This window comes from Kitasatospora sp. NPDC088779 (assembly GCF_040685395.1).
Classification (GTDB): Bacteria; Actinomycetota; Actinomycetes; order Streptomycetales; family Streptomycetaceae; genus Kitasatospora.
In genome coordinates this window covers 306,841-331,100 of the sequence record NZ_JBFBHW010000001.1, presented here as the reverse complement: position 1 = coordinate 331,100, position 24,260 = coordinate 306,841, and the positions used below count along the sequence as shown (strand labels likewise).

At 74.9% G+C, this 24,260-nt stretch carries 18 protein-coding genes; 5 read left to right on the top strand and 13 right to left on the bottom strand.

The window, feature by feature from the left end:
* The first annotated feature begins 2 nt into the window (after positions 1 to 2).
* Complete coding sequence (locus tag AB0P03_RS01550) at positions 3 to 404, top strand: YccF domain-containing protein (RefSeq protein WP_063346584.1); 402 nt, start codon at positions 3 to 5, stop codon at positions 402 to 404.
* Positions 405 to 541: 137 nt separating this feature from the next.
* On the opposite strand, the gene AB0P03_RS01545 is transcribed toward AB0P03_RS01550, so the two are convergent.
* The 7 genes from AB0P03_RS01545 to AB0P03_RS01515 all read right to left on the bottom strand — a co-directional run bounded on the left by AB0P03_RS01545 (position 542) and on the right by AB0P03_RS01515 (position 11,126).
* On the bottom strand, positions 542 to 2,173 hold the full coding sequence (locus AB0P03_RS01545; protein WP_363627533.1) for an AMP-binding protein: 1,632 nt from the start codon (positions 2,171 to 2,173) through the stop codon (positions 542 to 544).
* A gap of 139 nt (positions 2,174 to 2,312) precedes the next feature.
* Complete coding sequence (locus AB0P03_RS01540) at positions 2,313 to 2,552, bottom strand: chaplin (protein ID WP_363618419.1); 240 nt, start codon at positions 2,550 to 2,552, stop codon at positions 2,313 to 2,315.
* Between the two features lie 92 nt (positions 2,553 to 2,644).
* Positions 2,645 to 3,055, bottom strand: a complete 411-nt coding sequence (locus AB0P03_RS01535; protein WP_363627532.1) for a hypothetical protein — start codon at positions 3,053 to 3,055, stop codon at positions 2,645 to 2,647.
* Positions 3,052 to 5,619: an Hsp70 family protein gene (locus tag AB0P03_RS01530; protein ID WP_363627531.1), complete on the bottom strand. Its 2,568-nt coding sequence runs from the start codon at positions 5,617 to 5,619 to the stop codon at positions 3,052 to 3,054. The genes AB0P03_RS01535 and AB0P03_RS01530 overlap by 4 nt, the downstream gene beginning before the upstream one ends.
* Before the next feature lie 31 nt (positions 5,620 to 5,650).
* Entirely contained in the window at positions 5,651 to 6,430 is a 780-nt protein-coding gene (gene grpE, locus AB0P03_RS01525) for a nucleotide exchange factor GrpE (protein ID WP_363585954.1), read from the bottom strand.
* Positions 6,427 to 6,852 carry a hypothetical protein gene (locus tag AB0P03_RS01520; protein WP_350883251.1) on the bottom strand — a complete coding sequence of 142 codons (426 nt, stop codon included), beginning with the start codon at positions 6,850 to 6,852 and terminating at the stop codon, positions 6,427 to 6,429. The genes grpE and AB0P03_RS01520 overlap by 4 nt, the downstream gene beginning before the upstream one ends.
* A gap of 128 nt (positions 6,853 to 6,980) precedes the next feature.
* Positions 6,981 to 11,126 carry a hypothetical protein gene (locus tag AB0P03_RS01515; RefSeq protein ID WP_363627530.1) on the bottom strand — a complete coding sequence of 1,382 codons (4,146 nt, stop codon included), beginning with the start codon at positions 11,124 to 11,126 and terminating at the stop codon, positions 6,981 to 6,983.
* A 242-nt stretch (positions 11,127 to 11,368) separates the two neighbouring features.
* On the opposite strand from AB0P03_RS01515, the gene AB0P03_RS01510 reads away from it, so the two are divergent.
* Positions 11,369 to 13,159 carry a protein kinase gene (locus tag AB0P03_RS01510; protein ID WP_363627529.1) on the top strand — a complete coding sequence of 597 codons (1,791 nt, stop codon included), beginning with the start codon at positions 11,369 to 11,371 and terminating at the stop codon, positions 13,157 to 13,159.
* Positions 13,160 to 13,317: 158 nt separating this feature from the next.
* Here AB0P03_RS01510 and AB0P03_RS01505 read toward each other — a convergent pair whose 3' ends face one another.
* The 3 genes from AB0P03_RS01505 to metF form a co-directional block, all read right to left on the bottom strand.
* Positions 13,318 to 15,558: a heavy metal translocating P-type ATPase gene (locus AB0P03_RS01505; RefSeq protein ID WP_363627528.1), complete on the bottom strand. Its 2,241-nt coding sequence runs from the start codon at positions 15,556 to 15,558 to the stop codon at positions 13,318 to 13,320.
* A gap of 210 nt (positions 15,559 to 15,768) precedes the next feature.
* Complete coding sequence (locus tag AB0P03_RS01500) at positions 15,769 to 16,932, bottom strand: permease (RefSeq protein WP_363627527.1); 1,164 nt, start codon at positions 16,930 to 16,932, stop codon at positions 15,769 to 15,771.
* A gap of 103 nt (positions 16,933 to 17,035) precedes the next feature.
* Positions 17,036 to 17,974 carry a methylenetetrahydrofolate reductase [NAD(P)H] gene (metF, locus tag AB0P03_RS01495; protein WP_363627526.1) on the bottom strand — a complete coding sequence of 313 codons (939 nt, stop codon included), beginning with the start codon at positions 17,972 to 17,974 and terminating at the stop codon, positions 17,036 to 17,038.
* A gap of 250 nt (positions 17,975 to 18,224) precedes the next feature.
* Between metF and AB0P03_RS01490 the strand changes: the two genes are divergently transcribed.
* Positions 18,225 to 18,545, top strand: coding sequence for a cation transporter (locus AB0P03_RS01490; RefSeq protein WP_363627525.1), 321 nt, complete (start codon positions 18,225 to 18,227; stop codon positions 18,543 to 18,545).
* 96 nt (positions 18,546 to 18,641) lie between these two features.
* On the opposite strand, the gene AB0P03_RS01485 is transcribed toward AB0P03_RS01490, so the two are convergent.
* Together AB0P03_RS01485 and AB0P03_RS01480 are read right to left on the bottom strand one after the other, a co-directional pair.
* A complete protein-coding gene (locus tag AB0P03_RS01485) occupies positions 18,642 to 19,184 on the bottom strand; it encodes an MOSC domain-containing protein (RefSeq protein ID WP_363627524.1) in 543 nt (180 codons plus the stop codon).
* Between the two features lie 64 nt (positions 19,185 to 19,248).
* The gene (locus AB0P03_RS01480; RefSeq protein ID WP_363627523.1) at positions 19,249 to 19,872 is read right to left on the bottom strand and encodes a TetR/AcrR family transcriptional regulator; all 624 of its coding nucleotides are present in this window, start codon (positions 19,870 to 19,872) and stop codon (positions 19,249 to 19,251) included.
* 105 nt (positions 19,873 to 19,977) lie between these two features.
* Between AB0P03_RS01480 and AB0P03_RS01475 the strand changes: the two genes are divergently transcribed.
* A complete protein-coding gene (locus tag AB0P03_RS01475) occupies positions 19,978 to 21,555 on the top strand; it encodes an FAD-dependent monooxygenase (RefSeq protein ID WP_363627522.1) in 1,578 nt (525 codons plus the stop codon).
* 163 nt (positions 21,556 to 21,718) lie between these two features.
* Positions 21,719 to 22,948, top strand: coding sequence for a cytochrome P450 (locus AB0P03_RS01470; protein WP_363585944.1), 1,230 nt, complete (start codon positions 21,719 to 21,721; stop codon positions 22,946 to 22,948).
* 76 nt (positions 22,949 to 23,024) lie between these two features.
* Here AB0P03_RS01470 and AB0P03_RS01465 read toward each other — a convergent pair whose 3' ends face one another.
* Positions 23,025 to 24,233: a Dyp-type peroxidase gene (locus AB0P03_RS01465; RefSeq protein WP_363627521.1), complete on the bottom strand. Its 1,209-nt coding sequence runs from the start codon at positions 24,231 to 24,233 to the stop codon at positions 23,025 to 23,027.
* Positions 24,234 to 24,260: the final 27 nt, after the last annotated feature.

The window sequence follows — 24,260 nt, the reverse complement described above, 5'->3', positions numbered from 1 at the left end:
CCATGAAGGTGATCGAGTTCGTCCTCAATGTCATTTGGCTGATCTTCTGCGGTATCTGGATGGCTATTGCCTATACCGTCGCCGGAATCATCTGCTGCGTGCTGATCGTGACCATCCCGTTCGGCGTCGCGTCCTTCCGGATCGCCGGGTTCATCCTCTGGCCGTTCGGACGGACGACCGTGGAGAAGCCGGGTGCCGGGGCGGCGTCCTGCGTCGGGAACGTCATCTGGCTGATCTTCGCGGGCTGGTGGCTGGCGATCGCGCACCTGGTGACCAGCATCCCGCTGTTCCTGTCGATCATCGGCATCCCGTTCGGCTGGGCGAACCTCAAGATGATCCCGATCTCCCTCATGCCGCTCGGCCGCGAGGTCGTCCCCACCGACCAGGCCTGGGGCGCCCGGTAACCGCAGGAGAAGCAGCCGCAGGACGAACGGCCCCGGGCCGGCGGAAGAACCGCCGGCCCGGGGCCGTTCGGCGTGTGCGGGCGGGCTCGGACCGGGCGGCGGTGGGGCGGCGGCCCGTCGACCGGTTGCGGGTCGGGTCAGAGGCCGAGCAGGCGCACGGCCTCCGCGCGCATCTCGACCTTGCGGACCTTCCCGGTGACGGTCATCGGGAACTCCTCGACCACGTGCACGTACCGCGGGATCTTGACGTGGGCGAGCCGGCCGGCGCAGTAGGTGCGGACGGTGTCGGCGGTGAGCGGCTCGGCGCCCGCGCGCATGCGGATCCACGCCATCAGCTCCTCGCCGTACCTGGCGTCGGGCACGCCGACGACCTGGACGTCGAGGACGTCGGGGTGGGTGTACAGGAACTCCTCGATCTCGCGCGGGTACAGGTTCTCGCCGCCGCGGATCACCATGTCCTTGATCCGGCCGGTGATGGCGAGGTAGCCGTCCTGGTCCATGACGGCGAGGTCGCCGGTGTGCATCCAGCGGGCGGCGTCGACGGCCTCGGCGGTGCGCTCGGGCTCGCCCCAGTAACCGAGCATGACGGAGTAGCCGCGGGTGCAGAGTTCACCGGGCTCGCCGCGCGGGACGGTCCGGCCGGTGGCCGGGTCGACGACCTTGACCTCCAGGTGCGGGCCGACCCGGCCGACGGTGGAGACCCGGCGGTCGACCGTGTCGTCGGCGCGGGTCTGGGTGGAGACGGGCGAGGTCTCGGTCATGCCGTAGCAGATGGCGACCTCGGCCATGCCCATCCGGCCGATGACGTCCTTCATCACCTCGGCCGGGCAGGGGGAGCCCGCCATGATGCCGGTGCGCAGGCTGGTGAGGTCGTGGCGCGCGAAGTCCGGGTCGGCGAGTTCGGCGATGAACATGGTGGGCACCCCGTACAGCGAGGTGCAGCGCTCGGCGGCGACGGCGGCCAGGGTGGCGCCCGGGTCGAAGGAGGGTGCGGGGATCACCGTGCAGGCGCCGTGGGAGATGGCCGCGAGGTTCGCCATCACCATGCCGAAGCAGTGGTAGAACGGCACCGGGACGCAGATCCGGTCCTGCTCGGTGTAGTTGAGCAGTTCGCCGACGAAGTAGCCGTTGTTGAGGATGTTGTGGTGCGACAGGGTCGCGCCCTTGGGGGAGCCGGTGGTCCCGGAGGTGTACTGGATGTTGATCGGGTCGTCCGGCGCCAACTCCCGCTGCCGCTGCGCGAGAAGGCCGGGGTCGGCGCGGCGCCCGGCGGCGAGCAGGGCGTCCCAGTCGGGGCCGCCGATCAGCACCCTGCTCTCCAACTCGGGGCACCGGGGCCGCGCTTCCTCGATCATTCCGGCGTAGTCGGAGGCCTTGAAGCGCTCGGCCGCGACCAGCAGGCGGATCCCGGCCTGGTTCAGCACGTACGCCAACTCGTGCGAGCGGTAGGCCGGGTTGACGGTGACCAGGATCGCGCCGAGCTTGGCGGTGGCGTACTGGGTGAGCGTCCACTCGGCGCAGTTGGGCGCCCAGATGCCGACCCGGTCGCCCTTGGCGATGCCGAGGTCGAGCAGGCCCAGGGCCAACGCGTCGACGTCGGCGGCGAGTTCGGCGTACGTCCAGCGGCGGGCGGTGGCCCGGTCGATCAGGGCGTCCCGTTCGGGGAAGGCGCGCACCGCGCGGTCGAGGTTCTCCCCGATGGTGTCGCCGAGCAGCGGCACGTCCGAGGTGCCGGAGGCGTAGCTGCGCGGGGTCGGCGTGGTCGGCACGTTCTGGCTCCTGGGTGGGCGCGTGCGGGTCGGACCCCATGGTCTCCACCGCGTGCCCCGCGCCGCCACCCCCGAACGGGGGTGCGGACACGATGCTGGGGCCGCCCGTCGGGTGCGACGGACGGCCCCAGCAGTCGGGTCAGCCGTTGACGCAGGTGTTGCCGAAGGCCGGGTTGAGGATGCTGATGATGCCGATCGAGTTGCCGCAGACGTTGGCCTCGAGGTTGATCGGGATCTGGATCTGGTTGCCGGAGAGCACACCGGGGGAACCGAACGCGACACCGTTCGCGGTGGCGTCGCCCGCGGCGGCGGTGCCGGCACCGGCCAGGACGGCCACGGCGGCGAGTGCGGTGGCGGCGAGGGTGGTACGAATACGCATTGCGTCACTCCTTGTGAGGGCAGCGAACATCCATGTGACGAACACACTCGCACCGATCGAACTCGATGGCAGGCCGGGAACGGCCGAATTGGTCACTCAGAGGGCGTGTCGTCCTCCCGCTCCCCCGGCTCCGGCCCCGCGCACCCGGACGCGCTCACCCATTCCAGCAGGTCCCGGGCCGGTTCGAGCCCCGGTTCGGCCGCCACCGCGCGGTGCAGCAGTCCGAGCGCGAACGCCCCGTCGCCGGCCGCCAGCGCCGCCAGCGCCCGGTTGTAGTCGATCCGAGCGGCGTAACGCAGCCGGAACAGCACGCCGAGATCCTCCCGGCAGGACGGACAGCGCAGGCCCTGCGGGTCCGCCGGGACGGCGCACTGCGGGCAGAGCACCTCGATCGGCGGAACGTCGGCAGCCCGCCCGCCGATCGGGTGCACGTCGGCCGGGGACAGCTCGGACCGGTACACCTCGGACGGAGGTACCTCGGACGGAGTCACGTTGGAGTTCATCGCGGACCGGCCTCCTCCGGGCGGACCGGGCCGAGCGACTCCGCGAGCGGCTCGCTGCCCAGCTCCCGCTGCGCCTGCGCGTACAGCGCCAGCAGCGCCGAGCTGTGCTGGTTGGCGGCCTCCATGTTGGCCGACTCCACCGCCTCGTCCAGCCCGCGCAGCTCGGCCATGATCCGCTGGGCCAGCGCCGGCGAGACCATGTTCTGGTTGACGTAGACGTTGCACATGGTGAGCATCCGGAAGGTGTGCCCGAGCGAGTCGCACAGCTCGTCGGCCCGCTGGGCGGCGCGCATGGCGCCCTCCCAGTCGGCCGCCTCGCGGCGCAGCCGCAGGTCGGCGGCCACCGACCGCAGCCGGTCGAGGTCGCTCGGGTCGAGGTGCTTCTCGCAGTAGTAGATGAACAGGCTGAGGTACGCCTCCGAGCCGCGCACCCAGCGCTGGGCCTTCAGCTGGCGCTGGGCCCGCTCCAGCGCCTCGTCCACCGACTGGCCGCGGGTCTGGCCGGCGGCCAGGTCGTCCAGGCTGTCCATGAGGCGCTGCGCCTCGCGCATCTCGGCCTCGGTGAGCTCGCCGCCCCAGCGGTCGGTGAAGGTCTCGATCTGCCGCTGCTGCTCCTCGACCTGGACCTTGAGCTCGGGGTCCAGGGTGACGCGCTCCAGCTTGACGGTCTTCTCGCCGCCGCCCTGGATCCGCACCGACAGGGTGATGGTGCGGTCCCGGTCGAGACCGAAGGACACCTCCACCGGGGTGCGGCCGCCGAGCCCGGCGGGCAGCCGCAGGGTCAGGTGGCCGATCAGCTCGTTCTGCTGGGCGATCTCGTGCTCGCCCTCGTAGACCGCGATCTCCAGCCGCTGGCGGCCGCTGCCGGAGACCACGAACTCGCGGCTGACCGGCGAACTGGTCGGGTAGCTGGTGTTCTTGGGGATGATGACGGCCAGTCGGCCGTCGTTGAGCTCGATGCCGAGGTTCTTCGGGGTGATGTCGAACGGGTTGGTGACCTGCATCAGCTCGCCGCAGCCCTGGCAGGCCTCGCTGCCGGGCGGGTTGACCACGCCGCAGGCCGCGCAGCGCAGGCCGACGTCCTCGGCGGCGGTCGAGGCGACCCTGGTCTGCCCGGGTGCGGCGGAGTTGAGTGCCTCGCCGCACAGTTCGCAGGCGGTGACGCCGGGGGCGGCGGGTGTGCCGCAGCGCGGGCAGTTGTCGCTGCGTACGGCGGTGGCCGCCTGGGACTGCGCCGGGATGGCCGCGCCGGCGGCCGAACCGCCCAGCTCCTGGCCGCACTTGGGGCAGGCTCCGGCCTCGGCGTCGACCGGGAGGTGGCAGCCGGTGCAGGAGACCCGGGGCCCGCCGAGCAGCGTGGTGGCGCAGTTGGCGCAGTTGGAGGCGGAGAGGTCGCCGGGGGCCCGGCACTCGGGGCACTCCACCTCGCCGACCAGCGCGGACTGCACGGCCGCGCCGAGCGCCACGCACTGCATCGGGTTGACGCCGCGCCGGATCCGGCGCGGCCCGAAGACCTCGCCGAGCCGCCGGGCCACCAGCGGGATCGCGGTGGAGCCGCCGACCAGCACCACCTCGTCGATGTCCCCGACGGTGAGGTTGGCCTGCATGATGGCCTTGTGGGTCAGCTCGATGGTGCGTTCGATCTGGGCCTCGATCAGCTCCTCGAAGCGGGCCCGTTCGAATTCCGTCTCCAGCACCAGCTGGCCGGCGCCGAGGCCGGGCAGGATCACCTCGGAGGCCTCCTGGTGGGAGAGCTCGATCTTGATGGTCTCGGCCGTGGAGGCGATCTTGGGGCGGTCCCGCAGGTCGGGCTGGTAGTCCGCGCCGTACTCCTCGCGGATGTCCTCCAGCAGTGCGGTGGTGATGGCCCGGTCGAAGTCGTCGCCGCCGAGCAGGTTGTCGCCCTCGATGCCGAGCACCGAGACCGAGCCGGGGACCAGCAGCAGGATGGAGATGTCGAAGGTGCCGCCGCCGAGGTCGTAGACCAGGACGGTCCGGCCCTCGTCGCCGGCCTCGGAGGTGATCCCGTAGGCGAGCGCGGCGGCGGTCGGCTCGTTGATGATCCGCAGCACGTGCAGGCCGGCCATCCGGCCCGCCTCCTGGGTGGCGGCGACCTGCCGTTCGCCGAAGTACGCGGGGACAGTGATGACGGCCCGGTGGAAGGGCTCGCCGAAGCGCTGCTCGGCGTCCTCCTTGAGGCGGTGCAGGATGATCGCGGAGATCTCGATCGGGGTGTAGGAGCGGCCGTTGAACCAGACGTTGACGTCGCCGTCGGTGCCTGCCGTGACCTTGTAGTCGACCTCCTTGAGGGCGGCCTGGACCTGCGGGTCCTTGAACTTGCGGCCCATGAAGCGCTTGACCGAGCGGATCACGTTGGCGCCGTCGATGGCGACCCGGCTGCGCGCCGTGGAGCCGACCAGCAGTTCGCCCTTGCGGCCGCTGCCGACCACGGAGGGCGTGGCCTCCTGGTTCTGCCGGTTGAAGATGATCTCCGGCTCGCCCCGGCGCAGGTGGGCCACCACCGAGTTGGTGGTGCCCAGGTCGATGCCGAGTGTGCGGTACATGTCGTTCCCCTCTTGCCCCTCGTGGTCCTGGCTACTTCTTCCGCTTGCGCCGGCCGCCCGCGGCCGTTCCCTTCCGGCGGGCCCGGGGCGGGGCCGCCGTGGCCCGGGCGGCGGGGTTCACCGGCGCGACGGCGGGTTCGGTGCCGCCGTCCTCCAGCTCGGTGTCCGCACCCTCGGCTTCCGTGGGCCCGGGGTCCGCAGGTTCGGGATCCGCCGGTGCGGGATCCTCGGTGGGCCCGGCCTCCTCGGCCTCGGCCTGCTCCGGTGCGGGCTCCAGGGCCCGCTCGACGTCCTCCGCGAGGACCGGCTCCCCCACCGGGGCGGGCTCGGGCACCGCGGCGACGACGACCTGGGCGCGGCGCAGCACCTCCTCCTCCCAGAAGAACCCGGTGACCACCGTCCGGACGACCGTCTCCGGCGCCACTCCGGGACGCGGCTCGGTGCCGACGATCTCGGTCAGCGCCGGGTCCGCCGCCAGCCCCTCCAGCCGCATCGGGCGCACCCCGGCCTTGGCGAGGCGGCCGAGCAGCCGCCGGCGGGTGGCCTCGATCCCGGTGCCGCGCCCGAGCAGCACCAGCTCCCGGTCCAGGCCGAGCGCGGCGAGGGCGTCGTCCACCTCGACCAGGATGCCCAGCAGGTCCCGCTGGGTGGCTCGGGCGGTCTGCGCCTCCTCGGCCCGCAGGCGCTGCAGGAGGGAGGCCCGGTACAGCAGTTGGCTGAACGCCTGGTCGAGGTCGACCTCCAGGGCGCGCTGCGGGACGTCCAGCGGCCGGTGTCCGGCGGGCGCGGGAGCGGTCGGCGTGTCGGTCATTCGGGTACCTCGATCTGCGGCAGCACGGACAGGTCGGCCGCGTAGCGGGCGGGGACGGGCGGTTCGGGGTCGGCGCCGCCGGGGGCGGGTTCGGCGAAGTCGGCCGCCGCCTCGGCCCGGTGCAGCACCAGGAGGGCGGCGGCGGGCGGCAGCGGCGGGCGTTCGACGACCAGCAGCGGTTCGGCGAGGGCGGGCGCCAACAGTTCGGCGGCCTGGTCGACCGGCTCCGGCGGCAGGGGCCGCTGGAGGTCCAGCTCCAGCCGCCGGTCGGGGTTGCGCAGCAGGGCGGCGGCGTCCTGGATCTGCTGGCGGCTGTAGCGGCCGGCCTTCATCGCCGGGCCGACGGCGAGGTTGATCTCGCGCACGCCGGCCGTGAGCGCAACGCCCAGGACCTCGTACGGCGACGGTTCGTGCAGTGGCATGGCGGGCGGCTTCTCTCCTCACGGCTGACGGGGGCTCAGGGGTCGGTTGTGGCTCAGGGATTGGCTGCGACTGCGGATCAGGAACGGGTGCATGGGCTACGACGACGACGGCGGCGCCGCGGTTGCCGTCAGCGCAGCGCGCCGATCCTCCGTTGCAGGGCGCGCAGGTCGCGGTCGTCCGGGTTGTACTCGACGGCCTTGCCGATCAGCGAGCGGGCCTCCCGGAACTGGCGCAGGTTGGCCCGGCTGACGGCGTAGGAGCTGTAGACGACGCTGAGTTCGACGTGCAGCTTGGCGACGTCCTCCGGGGTGCGGGAGAGCGCGAGCGCCTCCTCCAGCAGCCGGATCGCGTCGCGGTAGCGGTGGGCCTCGTAGTGGCCGATGGCCTCGCCGCGCCAGACGCTGACCATCAGGCGGCGGATCTCGTCCGAGTCGTCGTAGGACCGGGCCTTCTGGAGCATGGCGGCCTGGGTGGTGAACGGGCTGCCCTGGAGGTTGTCCAGCATGTGGTTGGCCAGCATCACGGCGACCCGGCGCGGGGCCTCCTCCTCGGTGTCGCCGTCCCATTCCGGGTCGGCGCGCAGGGCTTGCGCCATCCGGTCGACGGCGAGGGCGCGGTGGTCCGCGAAGGCGGCGATGCGGGAGAGGTGGCGCAGCACGAAGGCGAGGCCGAGCCGGTGGTCCGGGTCGGGGTTGAGCGCGATCAGCTCCCGCCACGCGTCGGCGGCCTCCTCCAGTTCCGCTTCGGGGGCGTCGGGGCGGCTGAGCTGGCCGGCCCGGTTGCCGAGGGCGGCCTCCAGGAAGTGGACGGCGGTCGGGTCGCCGGGGGCGAGTTCCATGCTCTTGCGCAGCAGGACCAGGGCGCGGGGGTAGTCCTTGTCCTCGTTGTTGATCTTGCGGGCCCACTGGGCGTAGGTGGCGCCGAGGTCGCCGCGCACCTCGGGGTGGTCGGGGGCCAGCGCGAGGGCCTTCTCCAGGAGTTCGGTGGCGCCCGCCTGGTCGTCGTCGCTGCTCTTGAGCAGGGCGCGGGCGGCCCGGACGCCGGACTCGGCGGCGATCGCGGGCGCGTCGGCGGGCAGGACGGCGCCGGGCACGGCCCGGGCGCGGGTGAGGCAGTCCAGGGCCTCGCGCCAGTCCTGGTTGCGGTGGTGCTCGCGGGCCTCGCTGACCAGGCTCTCGCCGAGCAGGTCCCGCCAGCCCGTTCCGCGTTCGGCCTCGGGCACCGCGTCCAGGGCGCCGACGGCGGCGGCCTGGCGGCCCTGGAGGAGCAGGTAGCGCTGCGGGCCGAGGTCGCCGAACAGGCCGAGGGCCCTGGTCAGCGGGTGCCCGTCGGGGTTTTCCGGCTGCCGCCAGGCCCGTACGGCCTCGTCGAACCCGGCTGCCCAGGCTGCGAGTTCGGGCTCCTGGCGGAGCAGCCGGTCGAGCGCGGGGCCGAGGGCGAGGCGCCGGGCGGGGCGGCCGGGCAGGGCGATCCGGACGCCCTCCTGGGCGAAGGCTTCGGCGCTGTGCGCCTCCATGCCGAGGCGCAGGGTCCAGGCGGTGACCTCGTCGCCGGTGCGGCCGGCGGCCCGGTCCAGGGCGCGCAGGTCCTCGCGGAGGCGGTCGGTGAGCGCGCCGCGGGCGGTGGACATCCGCTGCGGTTCGGCCGGGCGGCCGGTGATCCGGGCGGACTCCGCCCACAGGTCGGGCTGGTGCAGGGCGGCGACCAGGCAGCCGAGCGTCCAGGTCCAGATCCGCTCGTCCGGCCCGGCGCCGTCCGGGCTCTCCGGGGCTTCCGGGCCAGCCTGGAGGGAGACCGCGAGCCGGTAGCCGGCCAGGCCGAGCGCGTGCAGCAGCCGGGGGTGGGCCGGGTCCTTGAGCAGCAGGGCGTGGTAGCCGTCCCAGGCCTCGCGGTGGCGGCCCTCGACGGCGTGCTGGTGGGCCTCGTGCTCGGCGAGCAGGACGAGCGCGGCGGCGGCCTGCGGCCGGCCCGGGGCGAGGGTGAGGGCCTGGCGCAGGTCGCCGGCCGCGCGTCCGGGCTCCCCGGCGTCGAGGGCGGCGCCGGCCCGGCGGATCAGGACGGCCCCGCGCGCGGCGGCCGCGTCCGCCGGCAGGTCGGCCAACGCCTCGTCCAGTCGGCCGAGTTCGGCCCGCAGCAGGGCGAGGTCCAGCCGTGCGGGCGCGGCGGCGGGGCTGTCGCCGAGGGCCTGCGCCCAGGCGGCGAGGACGGGTTCGGCCTGCTCGGGCACCCCGGCCCGGCGGGCGCAGTCCAGGACGGCGCGCAGTGCGGGGCCGACGCAGCGCACGCAACGCGGCGAGGCGTCGTCGGCGGGGCGGTGCAGGTGGGCGGCGCAGACCTCCCGGCCGCAGCCGGCGCAGGTGCCGGTGGCGGGGGCGGCGGCTGGGCAGACGGCGCAGTCGGCCGTCGCGGGCTGCGGCGGTTCGGGGGCCTGGCCGGCGGTCAGGAAGTGGCGGTACCAGTCCAGCGCGGCGGCCCAGTTGCCGGCCCGTTCGGCGAGCAGCGCCCGCAGCCGGGCGAGGGCCGGGTCACCGGCCGGGTCGGGGGCGAGCGGGGCGAGCAGGGCGATGGTCTGGACCGGACGGCCGGTCAGCAGGGCGGCGGCGGCCAGGTGGTAGCGGTCGCGCGGCCCGGTGGCGGCGTCGAGCAGGGTGCCCAGCGGTTCGGTGGAGCCCCCGGCCAGGGCGAGGGCGGCGCGCAGCCGGGCCTGCCGGTGGGTGACGGAGCCGGGCAGGGTGTCGGCGAGGGCGAGGGCGGCGGCGGCCCGCTCGCGGGGTTCGGGCCGGTCGCGGCCGGTGATCAGCAGGTGCGCGGCCTCGCGCAGGGCGGCCTCGCGCAGCGCGGCCCGGTAGCCGGGGGCGGCCGGGTGGTCGGCGGCGGCCTGCTGCCAGAGCTCCCGGGCGGCCACCGGGTCGTCGGCCAGCCGGGTGCGGGCGAGCCGGTCGCGGGCCAGGGCCTGCCGTTCGCGCAGGTCCTCGTCGTGCAGCGGCTCCCAGCGGGCGAGGGCGCCGGCCGGGTCGTCGGTGCGGGCAAGGGCGAGACCGTGGTGGAAGGCGGCGATCCGGGCCCAGCGGGAGTCCGGTTCGACGTCCGCCTCGGCGCCGAGGACGGGCGCGGCCTCGGCGGCCTGCCCGGCGGCGAGCAGGGCCGCGCCGAGCCGGACCCGGGCGGGGCGCCAGTCGGGGGCGAGGCCGAGGCCGGTGCGGTAGTCGGCGGCCGCCTCGGCGGGGCGCGCGGCCCGCTCGTGCACCAGGGCGAGGCCGAACCGGGCCGGGGCGAAAGAGGGTTGGACGGTCAGGGCGGCGGTGAACTGGTCCCGGGCCTGGTCGTCGGCGCCGAGCAGCAGGGCGAGCCTGCCGAGGGCGTAGCGGGGGCGGGCGTCGCCGGGGGTCTCGGTGGCGGCGGCCGCGAGGTCGGACCAGGCTGCGTCGGTGGCGCCGAGCCGCTGCCGGGCCAGGCCCCGGAAGAGCAGGCTCTCGGTGCGCAGCGCCGGGCCGCGCCCCCACGGGGAGGGCTCGCCGGGGCCCCGGCGCAGCGCCTCGTCGAAGGCGGCGGCGGCGGGTTCGTCCCGGTGCAGGGTGAACAGCTGGGCGCCCCAGCGGAACCAGAGTTCGCCGCTGCCGCCGGGGGCTGCCGCGGCGAGCAGGGTCTCGGCCTCGGCGGCGCGGTCGGTGCCGCGCAGCAGGGCGGCCCGGGCCAGGACCGGCCAGTCCCGGCCGGGCAGTGCGGCCAGCGACCGGGTGGTGGCGCTCTCGCGCTGCTCGGGGGAGCCCTCGCGGCAGAGCCGTTGGAGCCAGTCCGTGGCACGGGCGGCGGCTGCGGCCTCCTCACCGGGTTCGGCGCCGTCGGCGGTGGCCTGGAGGAAGGCGAGCAGCGGCCCGAGGTCGCCCTCGGGGGCGGATATCCGCTCCTCGGCGAGGCGGTGCAGGCTCCACCGGGGCAGTTGCCGGGCCGGGTCGGCGAGCAGCGGGAAGGCCTCGCGGTGCAGGGCGAGGGTGGCCTGCTGGTCGCCGGTGGGGACGGTGGCCTCGGCCTGGCCGAGCAGGGCGAGGCCGCGTTGCGGGCGCAGTTCCTCGGGGCCGGCGGCGAGCCGTTGGGCGAGGCGCGCGTAGCGGCGACGGGCCTGCGGGGCCTTGCCGGCGGCGAGCCGTTCGGCGGCCGCGGCCAGGGCCTTGGCCACGGCCTGGGCGTCCAGGCTCCGTCGGCGGCGGGCCAGTACGACGGCTGCCGCACCGGCCAGTGCCACCACGATCAGCAGCACCGCGAGCTGCACCATGCACTGTCCCCCTGCGTTTGGAAATACGCCACTCGATGATCAACACACGGTGTGTGATCATGACTTGACGCTGTTTCGATGTTGCTCGGGCGCCCATCAGAATAGGCCCTCCACCGGACAGACGAACAGAATTGAGCACTATCCTGGGCGACGCAGCGGAAGCGGTGCGAGAACCACCGCGCGGGAACCGGCCCGAGGCCGGGTCAGGGCGAACAGGCCAACAGGGTCCAGTCGGGGGATGCGTGTCCGAGTCGCGTTGGGTGCCCGGGCTCCGGTTCGGGCCGGAGTTCGACCCCGAGCAGTACGAGCTCCTGGAATTCCACCACCGGGGCGGCGAGGCCGAGGTGTGGCGGGCGGTGCGGACCGGCCACAGCGGGCTCAAGGAACTCGTCGCCGCGAAGATCATGCTGGAGCGCGACCCCTCCGAGGTGCGGCGCTGGCTCGGCCGCTGGGACGACGTCTCGCACAACGCCCACCGCCTGGACGTGACCGACCTGGTGGTGCCCAGCTTCCTGCTCGGCCCCTCCCCGCACCGGCCCGGCGCCGCGCCCTCCGCCGGGCTGCTCGGCTACCAGATCTCCCCCTGGGTCGAGGGCGTGCCGCTGCACACCTGGGCCCGCACCCAGCGCGGCGGCCCGGCGGCGGTGGCCGAGGTGCTGGCCCGGCTCTGCCGGATCGTCGACGAACTGCACCGCAAACGCTGGGTGCACCGCGACATCTCCCCCGCCAACGTCCTGGTGGACGCCCAGAACCAGGTCAAGCTGATCGACCTGACCTTCCTGGCCCCGCTCGACCACACCCTCACCGTCGCGGTGTTCACCCCCGGGCACGTCCCGCCGGAGGCCGAGCAGGTCGGCGGCTTCCCCACCACCGCCAAGGACCTGTTCGCGGTCGGCACCCTCGCCCGCACCCTGCTGCTGCCCGACCACGGCCGGCTCGACCACCGGCTCGCCGCCGAACAGGCCCGCGCCGAACTCCTGGCCGCCGGCTACGGCGAGGACCTGGCGCGCTGGGCCTGCGAACCGCTCGCCCGCGAACCGGACCGCCGCCCCTCCCCGCTCGGCCCCTGGGTGGGCCGCGGCCGCGAACTCCTGCGCTCCCGCCGGCCGGTGGCGCGCACCGCGGGCCTGGCCGTCCTGCCCGACCGGGCCGGCCGGCCGCTGCTGGTCACCGGCGGCGCCGACGGCACCGCACTGGCCGGCCCCGGACACCACGGGCAGCGCCTGCCGGCCGGCCAGGGGCCCGGCCCGGTCAGGGAGTTGCTGGCCGGCTGGGCCGGCGGCCAGGGCGAACTGGTGGTCTGCGCCGAGGACCGCGGCGGGACGCTCTGGGTCGGCACCTCGGCCGGCTGGTGGGAGGCCGCGCGCGGCGTCAGCGGGCTCGCCGGGGCGGTCAACTCCGCCGGGGAGATGACGGTCTGGACGGCGGCCGGCGGCGCCCTGCGCTCCTACCGCTGGGCGCCCGGCCTCACCCTCACCGGCCAGGAGCTGCCCGGCTGCCCGGCCGACCGGGTGCTCGCCGCCCTGGAGGAGCGGGCCGGATCCTGGCTGGTCCTGGTCGAGCACCGGGAGCGGGTGCTGAGCTGGCGACCGGGCTCGGCCCAGGGCCCCGCCCCGCTGGGGCAGCCCGGCGCCCTGCGCGCCGGGGCGCTGGCCCGCACCTCCGCCGGCCCGCAGGCCGCGACGCTGCGCCCGGACGGCTCCGTCCAGCTGCACACCCTCGGCACGGCCGGCACGGCCCCCGAGATCGGCGACGGCGAGCCCTCCCTCGGCGTCGCGATGGCCGGCCACCGGGGCGGCCCGACGGTGGCGCTGGCCGGCGCGGGCGGCGTCCGGCTGCGGCTGCCGGCCGGCGGCGCCTCCCGGCGTCCGCGCTGGTGGCGGCCGACGCTGCGCCCGGCCACCCGGGTCGCGCTCGCGATGGGCGAGGACTGGCGGCTGTGCCTGGCCGCGGTGGTGGAGGGCGAGTTGCAGTGCTGGCAGGAGGACGCGGCGTACCGGTGGCAGGCGGTGGCGCTGCCCGAGCAGGGCTGAGCGGGGCTTCGCGGGGCTGAGCGGAGTGTCCGGCGACAGGCCGGGGTCCGGGATGCGCCGGGGCCCCGGAACCTGGTGCGGTTCCGGGGCGCCGGCGGCTCGGGCGGGTCCAGCAGGGTGGGCGGTTCGGCGTTCGGACGGTCGGCGTTCGAACGGGCTCAGCGGAAGCGGCGCAGCCGCAGGCTGTTGCCGACCACGAAGACCGAGGAGAAGGCCATCGCGGCCCCCGCGATCATCGGGTTGAGCATCCCGGCCGCGGCCAGCGGCAGGGCGGCGACGTTGTAGCCGAAGGCCCAGAACAGGTTGCTCTTGATGGTGGCCAGGGTCTTGCGGGAGAGCCGGATGGCGTCGGCCGCCGCCAGCAGGTCGCCGCGGACCAGGGTGAGGTCGCCGGCCTCGATCGCGGCGTCGGTGCCGGTGCCCATCGCCAGGCCCAGGTCGGCCTGGGCGAGGGCGGCCGCGTCGTTGACGCCGTCGCCGACCATCGCCACGACCCTGCCCTCGGCCTGGAGCCGCTTGACGGTCTCCACCTTGTCCTGCGGCATGACCTCGGCGATGACGTGCTCCGGGGCGATGCCGACCTCGGCGGCGACGGCCTCGGCGACCGCCCGGTTGTCGCCGGTCAGCAGCAAGGGGGTCAGGCCCAGGCCGCGCAGCCGGGCGATCGCCTCGGCGCTGGTCGGCTTGACCGCGTCCGCGACCTCCAGGACGGCCCGGGCCTCGCCGTCCCAGCCCACCGCGATCGCGGTCCGCCCGGCCGCCTCGGCGGCGCGCTTGGCCGCGGCCAGGCCCTCCGGCAGGTACTGCGACCAGTCGTTCAGCAGCGCCTCCCGGCCAGCGACCACCGCGTGGCCGTCGACCACGCCCTGGACGCCCAGGCCCGGTACGTTCTCGAAGCCCTCGACCGCGGGCAGCTCACCGGCCTCGGCGGCGGCGGTGGCGATCGCCCGGGCGATCGGGTGCTCGGAGGCGTGCTCCAGGGCGCCGGCCAGGCGCAGCGCCTCGGCCTCGCCGACGCCCTCGGCGGTGTGCACGGCGAGCAGGGTCATCCGGCCGGTGGTGACGGTGCCGGTCTTGTCCAGGACGATGGTGTCGACCTTGCGGGTGGACTCCAGCACCTCCGGGCCCTTGATCAGGACGCCCAGCTGGGCGCCGCGGCCGGTGCCGACCAGCAGCGCGGTCGGGGTGGCCAGGCCCAGGGCGCACGGGCAGGCGATGATCAGCACCGCGACCGCTGCCGTGAAGGCGGCGGTCCAGCCCTCGCCGGTGCCCAGCCAGTAGCCGAGGGTGGCCACCGCCAGGACGATCACGATCGGGACGAAGACGGCGGAGATCCGGTCGGCGAGGCGCTGGGCGGCGGCCTTGCCGTTCTGGGCGTCCTCGACCAGCCGGGCCATCCGGGACAGCTGGGTGTCCGCGCCGATCCGGGTGGTCTCGACGACCAGCCGGCCGCCGGCGTTGACGGTGGCGCCGGTGACCTGGTCGCCGACGGAGACCTCGACCGGTACGGACTCGCCGGTGAGCATCGAGGCGTCCACCGCCGAGGCCCCCTCGGCCACCACGCCGTCGGTGGCGATCTTCTCGCCGGGCCGCACCACGAACCGGTCGCCCACGGCCAGACCGCCGACCGGGATCCGGACCTCGGCCCCGCCGCGCAGCACGGTGACGTCCTTGGCCCCCAGTTCCAGCAGCGCCCGGAGCGCGGCGCCCGCGGTGCGCTTGGAGCGGGCCTCGAAGTAGCGGCCGGCCAGGATGAAGGCGGTGACGCCGGCCGCCGCCTCCAGGTAGATGTTCGACGGGCCGTCGCTGCGGGCGATGGTCAGCTCGAAGCCGTGCCGCATGCCCGGCATTCCGGCGTCGCCGAGGAACAGCGCCCACAGGGACCAGAGGAACGCGGCGCCGGTGCCGAGCGAGACCAGGGTGTCCATGGTCGCGGCGCCGTGCTTGAGGTTGGTCCAGGCGGCGCGGTGGAACGGCCAGGCGGCGTAGGTGACCACCGGAGCGGCCAGCACCAGCGACAGCCACTGCCAGTTGTCGAACTGCAGGGCCGGCACCATCGCCATCGCGATCACCGGCACCGCGAGCGCCACCGCCGTGACCAGCCGCTGGCGCAGCGGGGCGAGTTCGTCGGCCGGCTCGGCCTGCCCGGCCGGGCCTTCGGCGGCCGGCGGCTTCGGCAGCGCGGCGCTGTAGCCGGTGGCCTCGACGGTGGCGATCAGGTCGGCGACGTCGACGCCCGCGGGGAAGGCGACCTTCGCCTTCTCGGTGGCGTAGTTGACGCTCGCCGAGACGCCGTCCATGCGGTTCAGCTTCTTCTCGATCCGGGCCGCGCACGAGGCGCAGGTCATGCCGCCGATCGAGAGTTCCACCTCCGTGGAGGCGGGTGCCTGGGTGGTCATCGTTGCTCCTCGTGACAGTCGTCGTTCCGGGAACGCGCTGAGCGTCTCCGGCCCGGCCTTCATACCCTAGGGGGGTATCGGTCGGCGTCGGGTTCCTTTATACCCCCTAGGGGTACCCGAGGCAAGCATGGACCGATACCCCCGGCTGGTATTTTCCGGTCCGGCGATCCGCCCGGCCCGAAACCCCCGGGAGGTACCCGCTGCCGGGCGTCAGCGCTGGTCGTGCCGGTGCCCGTCCCCGGCCGCGGGCTCGCCGCCCATCATCCGGAGCATGGCGCGGCCGCCGGTGCGCAGGAAGCGGGCGAGCAGGGCGGCGGCGAGGAGCAGGAAGGCGATGTTCAGCCAGGTGGTGTAGTTCCACTCGATGCCCGCCATCGGGATCTCGGCCTCGCGCCGGTCGGGGACCAGGCCGAGCGCGCCGAAGAGGAACTCGACGGTGTAGCCGGCCACCACCATGGCCACGTAGAAGGTGCCGAGCAGGAACAGGGCCGTCCGGCGCCCGTAGTACTTCCGGTAGATGTTGAGGATCGGCAGGATCAGCAGGTCCGCGAAGATGAACGCGACGACCCCGCCGAAGCTGATCCCGCCCTTCCACAGCACCACCGCGAGCGGCACGTTGCCGATCGAGCAGACGAAGGACGCCATCGCCACCACCGGACCGACCAGCGGACCCCACAGCCGGCCGACGAGCGGGTGGTCGGCGAAGAAGAAGGCCTGCCAGAAGGAGTCCGGCACCCAGGCGGCGATGGCACCGGCGATGAGCAGCCCGAGGACGAGGTCCTTGAGGATGGCCGCCCACTCCATCACGAACACGTGCGACACGGCCGTGACGCCCCGCCGGGACAGCAGCCGCCGGGTGAAGGAGCCCTCCCCGGCGACGGACATGTCCATCGCCGCGTGGCCCTCCATCGAGCCGGCCAGGCCGCGTTCCGCCTGGGCGCGGGCCTCGCGCAGCAGCCGGTCACGCAGCAGCAGCCGGAAGAGCAGGGCGAGGACGAGGATCATCACCGGCCCGCCGACGAACTCGGCCGCCGTGAACTGCCAGCCGAGCAACAGGGCCAGGATGACGCCGAGTTCGACGACCAGATTGGTCGAGGCGATCTCGAAGGCCATCGCGGCGGTGAAGTCCGCGCCCTTGCGGAACAGCGAGCGGGCGAGGGCCACGGCCGCGTACGAGCAGGAGGAGGAGGCCGCGCCGAGGAGCGCGGCGACGCCGAGGGTGCGGGGGCGGTCGTCGCCGAGCAGCCGGACGACGGTGGACTTGCGGACGACGGCCTGGACGACGGCGGAGAACAGGAAGCCGAGGATCAGCGCCCAGGTGATCTCCCAGGTCATCGATCCGGCGATGGACAGCGCGTGCAGGATCGCGTGCATGGTGGGTCCGCCTTCCCTGGTGCCCCGGGTTCGCCAGCGCCGAGCACCATATACCCGTACCGGGTATCACCCCTCGCACCTCGCCGGGGGCGGCACTCCCCCGTCAGGCCGCCGCCAGCGGGGCCGGCCACGCCGGCCGGTCCAGCCCGAGGTTGCGGTGGATCTCCAGGGCCGCGGTGGAGCGGTTCAGCGTGATGAAGTGCAGGCCGGGCGCACCCTCGCGGAGCAGGCGCTCGGCCATCCGGGTGGCGTGGTCGACGCCGATGCGGTGCGCGGCCGGCCGGTCGCCGCGGGCCGCCTCCAGCCGTGCGGCCAGGCCCGCCGGGAAGGAGGCGCCGCTGAGTTCGGCGAAGCGGGCGATCTGGCGGACGTCGGTGGCCGGCATGATCTCCGGGATGACCGGGGTGTCGCAGCCGGCCTCGGCGAGCCGGTCGCGCAGCCGCAGGTAGTGCTCGACGTCGAAGAACATCTGGGTGACGGCGTAGTCGGCGCCCGCCCGGCACTTGGCGACGAAGTGCCGGATGTCGTCCGCCCAGTCCGCCGAGCGCGGGTGGCGCTCCGGGAAGGCCGCCACCCCGACCGTGAACGCGCCGCAGCCCTTGACCAGTTCGACCAGTTCGGCGGCGTGCCGCAGGCCCCGGGGGTGCGGCTGCCAGACGCCGTTCGGGTTGCCGGGCGGGTCGCCGCGCAGGGCGAGGACGTCGCGGATCCCGACGTCCGCGTAGCGGCGCAGGACGGCCTGGAGCTCGGCGGTGGAGTGGCCGACGGCGGTCAGGTGGGCCACCGGCCGCAGCGTGGTCTGGGCGGCGATCCGCTCGGTGGTCTCGATGGTGCGGTCGCGCGAGGAGCCGCCGGCGCCGTAGGTGACGGAGACGAAGGTCGGCGCGACCGCCTCCACCCGCCGGATCGCGGCCCACAGGGAGCGCTCACCGGCGTCGTCCTTGGCCGGGAAGAACTCGAAGGAGTACGTCCGCTCGCCGGCCGCCAGGATCTCGCGCAGTCCGCGCGGCCCGCGCGCTCCGGGTCGGGTGGTGTGGTCCATGGGGTGTCACCTCGGGTGATGGGATCGGCCGCCTGCCGGCGCCGGCCGCCGGGATGCGGGCGGCCGCTTCCACCCTGCCGGAAGGGCGCAACGAGAGTGCCACAAGGATCGGTTGACGATCGGTCGAGTCCGTTCGCAGCCGTCGCGGGCGGCGCCCTCAATTACCCCTGGGGGGTATGGTACGTTCTCCAGGCGAAGCGGCCGGCCGCACCCGCGGCCGGCGCCGGGCACTGATGACAGGAGCACCCCCATGTCCGAGACCACCGTCGCCGTCGAGTCCCCCGCCGCCGAGACCACCGCCTCCTGCTGCGGCTCCTGCGGCACCGGCGCCACCGAGGCCCCCGCCACCGGGACCGCCGGGCGGGCCGTCTTCCAGGTGAAGGGCATGACCTGCGGCCACTGCGTCACCTCGGTGACCGCCGAACTGCGGAAGATCGACGGCATCACCGACGTCGCCGTGGACCTCGCCGCCGGCCAGGTCACCGTCGACAGCACCCTGCCGCTCGCCGACGAGGCCGTCGCCGCCGCCGTGGACGAGGCCGGCTACGACCTGGTCGGCCGCCTCGGCTAGGCCCTGTCCGCCGAACGCCCCCGACGGCAGGGCCGTCGGGGGCGTTCGGTGTACGGGGTGGGGGTATGCCTGGCGGGATGCGGGCCGGGCAGCCGGTCAGACCCGGTCGAGCGGGCGGTGCGGGCCGGGCGGCAGTTCCACCGAGATCGCGTCGCCGGGAAGGACCGGTCCGCCCGCGCGCACGACGGTCATGATGCCGGCCCGGCGGACGACGGCGCCGCTCTCGTCACGCCCGACGACCTGCTTCAACAGCCCCTGCCGGTAGGCGTCGATCTGCCGGCACGGATTGCGCAGGCCGGTGACCTCCAGCACCGCCTCGGGGCCGATCCGCAGCACCGCGCCGACCGGCAGGCCGAGCAGGTCGAGGCCCCGGGTGGTGATGTTCTCGCCGAGCGCGCCCGGCGCCACCGCGAAGCCCGACTCGCCGAGTTCGGTGAGGAGCTCCTCGTGGATGAGGTGGACCTGGCGCAGGTTGGGCTGGTCCGGATCCTGGGCGACCCTCGAACGGTGCTTGACCGTCACCCCGGCGTGCACGTCCCCCTCCACCCCGAGCCCGGTGAGCAGCACGATGCCGTCACGGTTCGGCTTGGTGAACGAGTACTCGGCGCTGCTGCTGACCGCCACCACGCTGCCGCTCATGCGCGGACCCCTTTCGCGTACGGATGTTCGACCGGCTCCGAGCATAGGACCCCGGCCTCGCGGGTCAGCCCGCGGAGGGCGCCCTGAGCAGCGGCAGGACGACCTCGTCGAGGATCTCGTCGACGACGTGGTCGGGCGGGACGCCGCCGCCGAGCAGGGCGGCCTCGCGCAGGAGGTCGAGCGGGAGGGAGCAGGTGCGGGGGGTGAGCCGCGCGGGGTTGATCTCGCCCCGGTCGGCGGCGCGGCGCAGCATCGCCGTCAGGCCGCCCACCGGCCCCTGGGAGACCAGCCCGCGGAAGTGCTCGCGCAGTTCGGGGTCGCGCATCAGGTCGACCAGGAGGCCGTGCACGGCGTCCTGCGGCAGGTCGTCGAAGCGGTGCAGCAGCCTGCGCAGGAAGAGCGCGAGGTCGGCCCGCAGTTCGCCGGTGTCGGGCGGCTCCCGGTAGTCGGGGGCGTTGCGGCCGAGGGCGGCGACGACCAGCGCGGCGCGGTTGGGCCAGCGGCGGTAGAGCACCGGTTTGCTGGTCCGGGCGCGGGCGGCGACACCGTCCATGGTGAGCCGGTCGTAGCCATGGTCGGCGAGTTCGGCCCAGACGGCGTCGAGGATCGCCTGTTCCAGTTCGTCGCCGCGCCGGCGGGAGGCCCTGCCGCCCGCCGGTCCGTCCTCCGTTGTGCTGCCGGTCGTCACCGAGGTCCGCACCCATCCTTGTAGATACGTTGCGTTTCTTATCGGGCCGAGTCTACAGTCGAGATTAAGAAACGATTCGTATCTTATGTCGAGGAGGGGCCCGCCATGAGCACTGCCCGTACGACCGACGTCCTCGTGGTCGGCGCCGGCCCGGTCGGACTGACGCTCGCCGTCGGACTGGCCCGCGCGGGGGTCGACTGCCGGATCATCGAACGGGACCCGGCCTTCCGCGACCGCGGCGTCCGCGGCAAGGGCGTCAACCCCCGGACGCTGGAGGTGTTCGACGACCTCGGCGTGGCCGGCGAGATCCTCGCCCGCGGCGACCTCAACCTCAAGATCCGCAGCTACCGGGGCGACCGGCTCCGCCACGAGGTCGACCCGGCACCCGCCAACGCCCCGACCCCCGACCGCCCTTACGGCGGCCTGCTGATGCTCGCCCAGCACCACACCGAGGCCGTGCTGCGCGACCGGCTCGCCGACTACGGCGTCACGGTCGAACTGGACACCGGGCTCGTCGACCACACCCAGGACGGGGACGGCGTCCTCGCCATCGTCCAGCACGGGGAGCGCGCCGGGGCCGCCACCGAGCGGATCGCCGCCCGCTACCTGGTCGGCTGCGACGGCGGCCGCAGCACCGTCCGCAAACTCGCGGGCATCCCGTTCCTCGGCGAGACCTGGGAGGAGGAGCGCTTCCTGATGGCCACGATGCGCCTGGACGGGTTCGCGCCGGACGCCCTGCACGTCTGGGACGACCCCCGGTTCGGCGTCGGCGCCCTGGTACTGGTCCCGCTGCGCCAGGACGACACCTGGGCCGTCCACGCCTCCGTCACCCCCGACGGGCACGGGCGGCTGCCCGCCCCCACCCTGGACACCTTCCGGCAGCTGTTCGCCGAACGGGCCGGCCTGCCCGGCGCCCGGCTGCACGAGCCGACCTGGTCCACCGTCTGGCGGCCGACCGTACGCATGGTCGAGCGCTACCGCGAGGGCCGGGTGTTCCTCGCCGGGGACTCCGCCCACTGTCAGTCCGCGGCCGGCGGCCAGGGCATGAACACCGGCATCCAGGACGCGCACAACCTCGGCTGGAAGCTGGCGGCGGCGCTGCGCGGCGCCCCCGACCCGCTCCTCGACAGCTACCAGGCCGAACGGCTGCCCGTCGCCCGCGCCGTGCTGGCCGCCTCCTCCGCCCAGCACCGGGCACTGTTCAGCGGCGACGGCGGGGCCCGGGCCCTGACCGACCAGCTCCTCAGCCTGGCCAACTCGGCCGGCGCCGACCTCACCGGGCTGTCCGTCCACTACCGGGGCGGGCCGCTCGGCCGCGACCTGGACGACGCCACCGGCATCCGCGCCGGGGACCGCGCCCCGGACGCGCCCTGCGCCACCGCCGACGGCGCCCCCACCCGCCTGTTCGACCTCTTCCGCGGCCCGCACGCCACCCTGCTGGCCTTCGGCGAGCACCCCGCCCTGACCGCCCTGCCCGACCTCCCGGGCGTGCACCGGGCCGGCGTCCTCGACCCCGGCGGCCACGCCCGCCGCGCCTACGGGATCGACGGCGACGCCGTCGTACTGGTCCGCCCCGACGGCCACGTCGGGCTCACCGCGGGGGCGGTCGACCCGGCCGCGCTCACCGCCCACCTGCGCGACCTCGGGCTGGCCGACCGACGGACCGGCCCACTGACGGGCTGACGGGCCGGGCCGGGCCGGGCCGGGCCGGTGAAACCCTGACCGGGGGAGGTGGAATCGCTACCATCGGGACCAACTGGACAAGCAGCAGCGGAATCCAACGATCTACGTAAATAAGACAGTTGGATTCTCATCCCGCGCCGGACCGCCGACCCCGAAGGGACCCATGTCCACCGCCGCACCCGCCCTCCCCCCGTTGCACCGACTCCCCGTCACCCCCGCCCAGCCGCCCCACCCCACCACCCTCCCCGACGGCACCCCCGCCTGGCTGGTCACCCGCTACCACGACGTCCGCCAGACCCTCACCGACCCCCGCTTCACCCGCGGCGACCTGGCCACCGTCGGCACCCCCGGCGGCGGCGCCGACGTCTCCAGCAACCCGGCGTCGATGTTCAACCAGGACGGGCCGGAACACCGCCGGCTGCGCAGCACCGTCCAACGGGCCTTCACCGCGCGCGCCATCGCCGGCTGGCAGCCCTGGGTCGCGGAGAGCGTCCAGCAGGCCGTCGACGCCCTCGCGGCCGGCGGCACCCCCGCCGACCTGGTCACCGCCTTCACCCGGCCGGTGCCCTTCGCCGTCACCAGCCGCCTGATGGGGCTCGACGGCGACGGCCCGGACCGCCTCGACGAGCAACGGCTCCGCCGCTGGACCAGGGCGATCCTCGCCGACGGCACCCCGGACGACGGCGGCACCCCGGACGACAGTGGCGACGCGGCGGACGGCACCCTGGACCCGGCCGAGGCGCTCGCCGAATACGCCGCCTACACCGGCGAGTTGATCGCCCGCCGCCGCCACCACCCCGGCGAGGACCTGGTCAGCCGCCTCGTCCAGGCCGCCGACCAGGACGGCGGCGTCCCCGAGGAATCACTCGTCTACCTGGTCTGCGGGCTCACCGCCAGCGGCAACGAGAGCGTCACCGGCGCCCTCGGCAACGCCCTCGTCTACCTGCTCGGCGAACGCCCCGAGCAGTGGCCCCGACTCGCCGATCCCGACACCACCGAACGCGTCACCGAACGACTCCTCCACTTCATCCCGCTCGGCGACGACGAGGCCACCACCCGGCGCGCCACCGAACCGGTCGACCTCGGCGGCGTCCGGATCCCCGCCGGCGCCGTCCTCGCCGTCAGCCTCGGCAGCGCCAACCGCGACACCGCCGTCTTCCCCGAGGGCCTCGACGCCGGCCTCGACCACCCGCTGCCCGCCCCGACCCTCGCCTTCAGCGCCGGCCCCCACTACTGCCTCGGCGCCTGGCGGATGCGCCTGGAAATGCGCGAATCCCTCCGCCGCCTCGCCGCCGCCCTCCCGGGCCTGCGCCTCACCACCCCCGTCGACCGGCTCACCTGGCAACTCGGCACCACCACCCGCAGCCCCGCCCACCTGCCGGTCACCTGGTAGCCGGGGGCGCCGGGCCGCCCGCAGCGAGCAGCCCGCGCCGGCCCCCGGGCCGTCGCGGGCAAGCCCCTGCTCCCCCTCAGCCCCAGAGCTGCTCGCCCAGGGTGGCGCCCTCGGGGGCGCCGGGGAGGACGTAGGCGACGGCGGAGGCCTGGTGCTGGACGAACGGGTTGAGGGCGTCGCGGGTGGCGAGGCGGGTCTGGACGCGGGTGAACTGGGCGGGGTCGCGCATGAAGGCGCAGAAGAGCAGGCCGCGGTCGTCCGGGCCGTCGTCGTAGCTGTAGCCGCGGCGGAGCATGCGCGCGCCGCCGTCGAGGCGGGGGCTGCTGAGCCGGACGTGGGCGGTGGCGGGGATGACGTAGGAGCCGTCCGGGTTCTTGGCGTAGACGTCCGGTTCGTCGTGTTCGGCGCTGCCGGTGAGCGGGGCGCCGTCGCCCGCGCGGCGGCCGATGACCAGGTCGCGCCGGTCCGCGGGGAGGGCCGCGAAGGCGGCGACGTCCATCCGGATCCGCCGGTAGACCAGGACGGTGCCGTTCTCGTGCGCCCCCGCCGGACCCCAGACCCACTGCCGGGCGGTCGACTCGTCGGGGTTGGCGGTGCCGTCCTTGAAGCCGAACAGGTTGCGGGCGGTGGTGCCCGGGGCGGTGGCGGGCAGAAAGCCGGACTGGGTCCAGCGGGGCGTGGCCCCGGCGGCGCGGGCGGCGGCGGTGGCGAGTTCGGCGACGACGGTCAGCGTCCAGCGGTCGGCGCCGCAGAGTTGGAGGAGGACGTCGCCGCCGCCGCGCGCCGGGTCGAGGCGGTCGCCGGCGAAGGCCGGCAGGTCGGCGAGCGCGGTCGGGACGTTCAGGCCGAGCCGGGCGGCGAGGTCGGGGCCGACGCCCACCAGGCTGGTGAGCCGGGCCGGTTCGGCGCCCTGGAGCCGCAGGTCCGGCGAGCTCCCGGCGGTCGCGGCGGCCAGCAGCCGGGTGAGGTCCGCGAGCAGGCCGCGCAGGGCGTCCCGGCCGCCGGCGGTGGTCGCGGGTGCGAGGTCGAAGGCCAGCAGCTGGGTGGCGGGTTGCGGCGGTGTGGTCACGCCGGCCTGGCGGGGGCCGTGGAAGAGGGGTGCCGGTCCGGGTGGCGGGGCCGCCGGGTGCGGCGCGGCGCCTTCGTGGCCGCCGTGCGCCAACGCCTGGACGCCGGCGCCGAGTCCGGCGGCGAGCACCGCTCCGGCCGCGAGCAGCGCCCTCCGCTCCACACCGGATCCGGCGGCTTCCGTCTGTTTCCGCACTTTTCCGGTTTCGGCATGCATGGGCGACATTGGAGACGATAGAACACC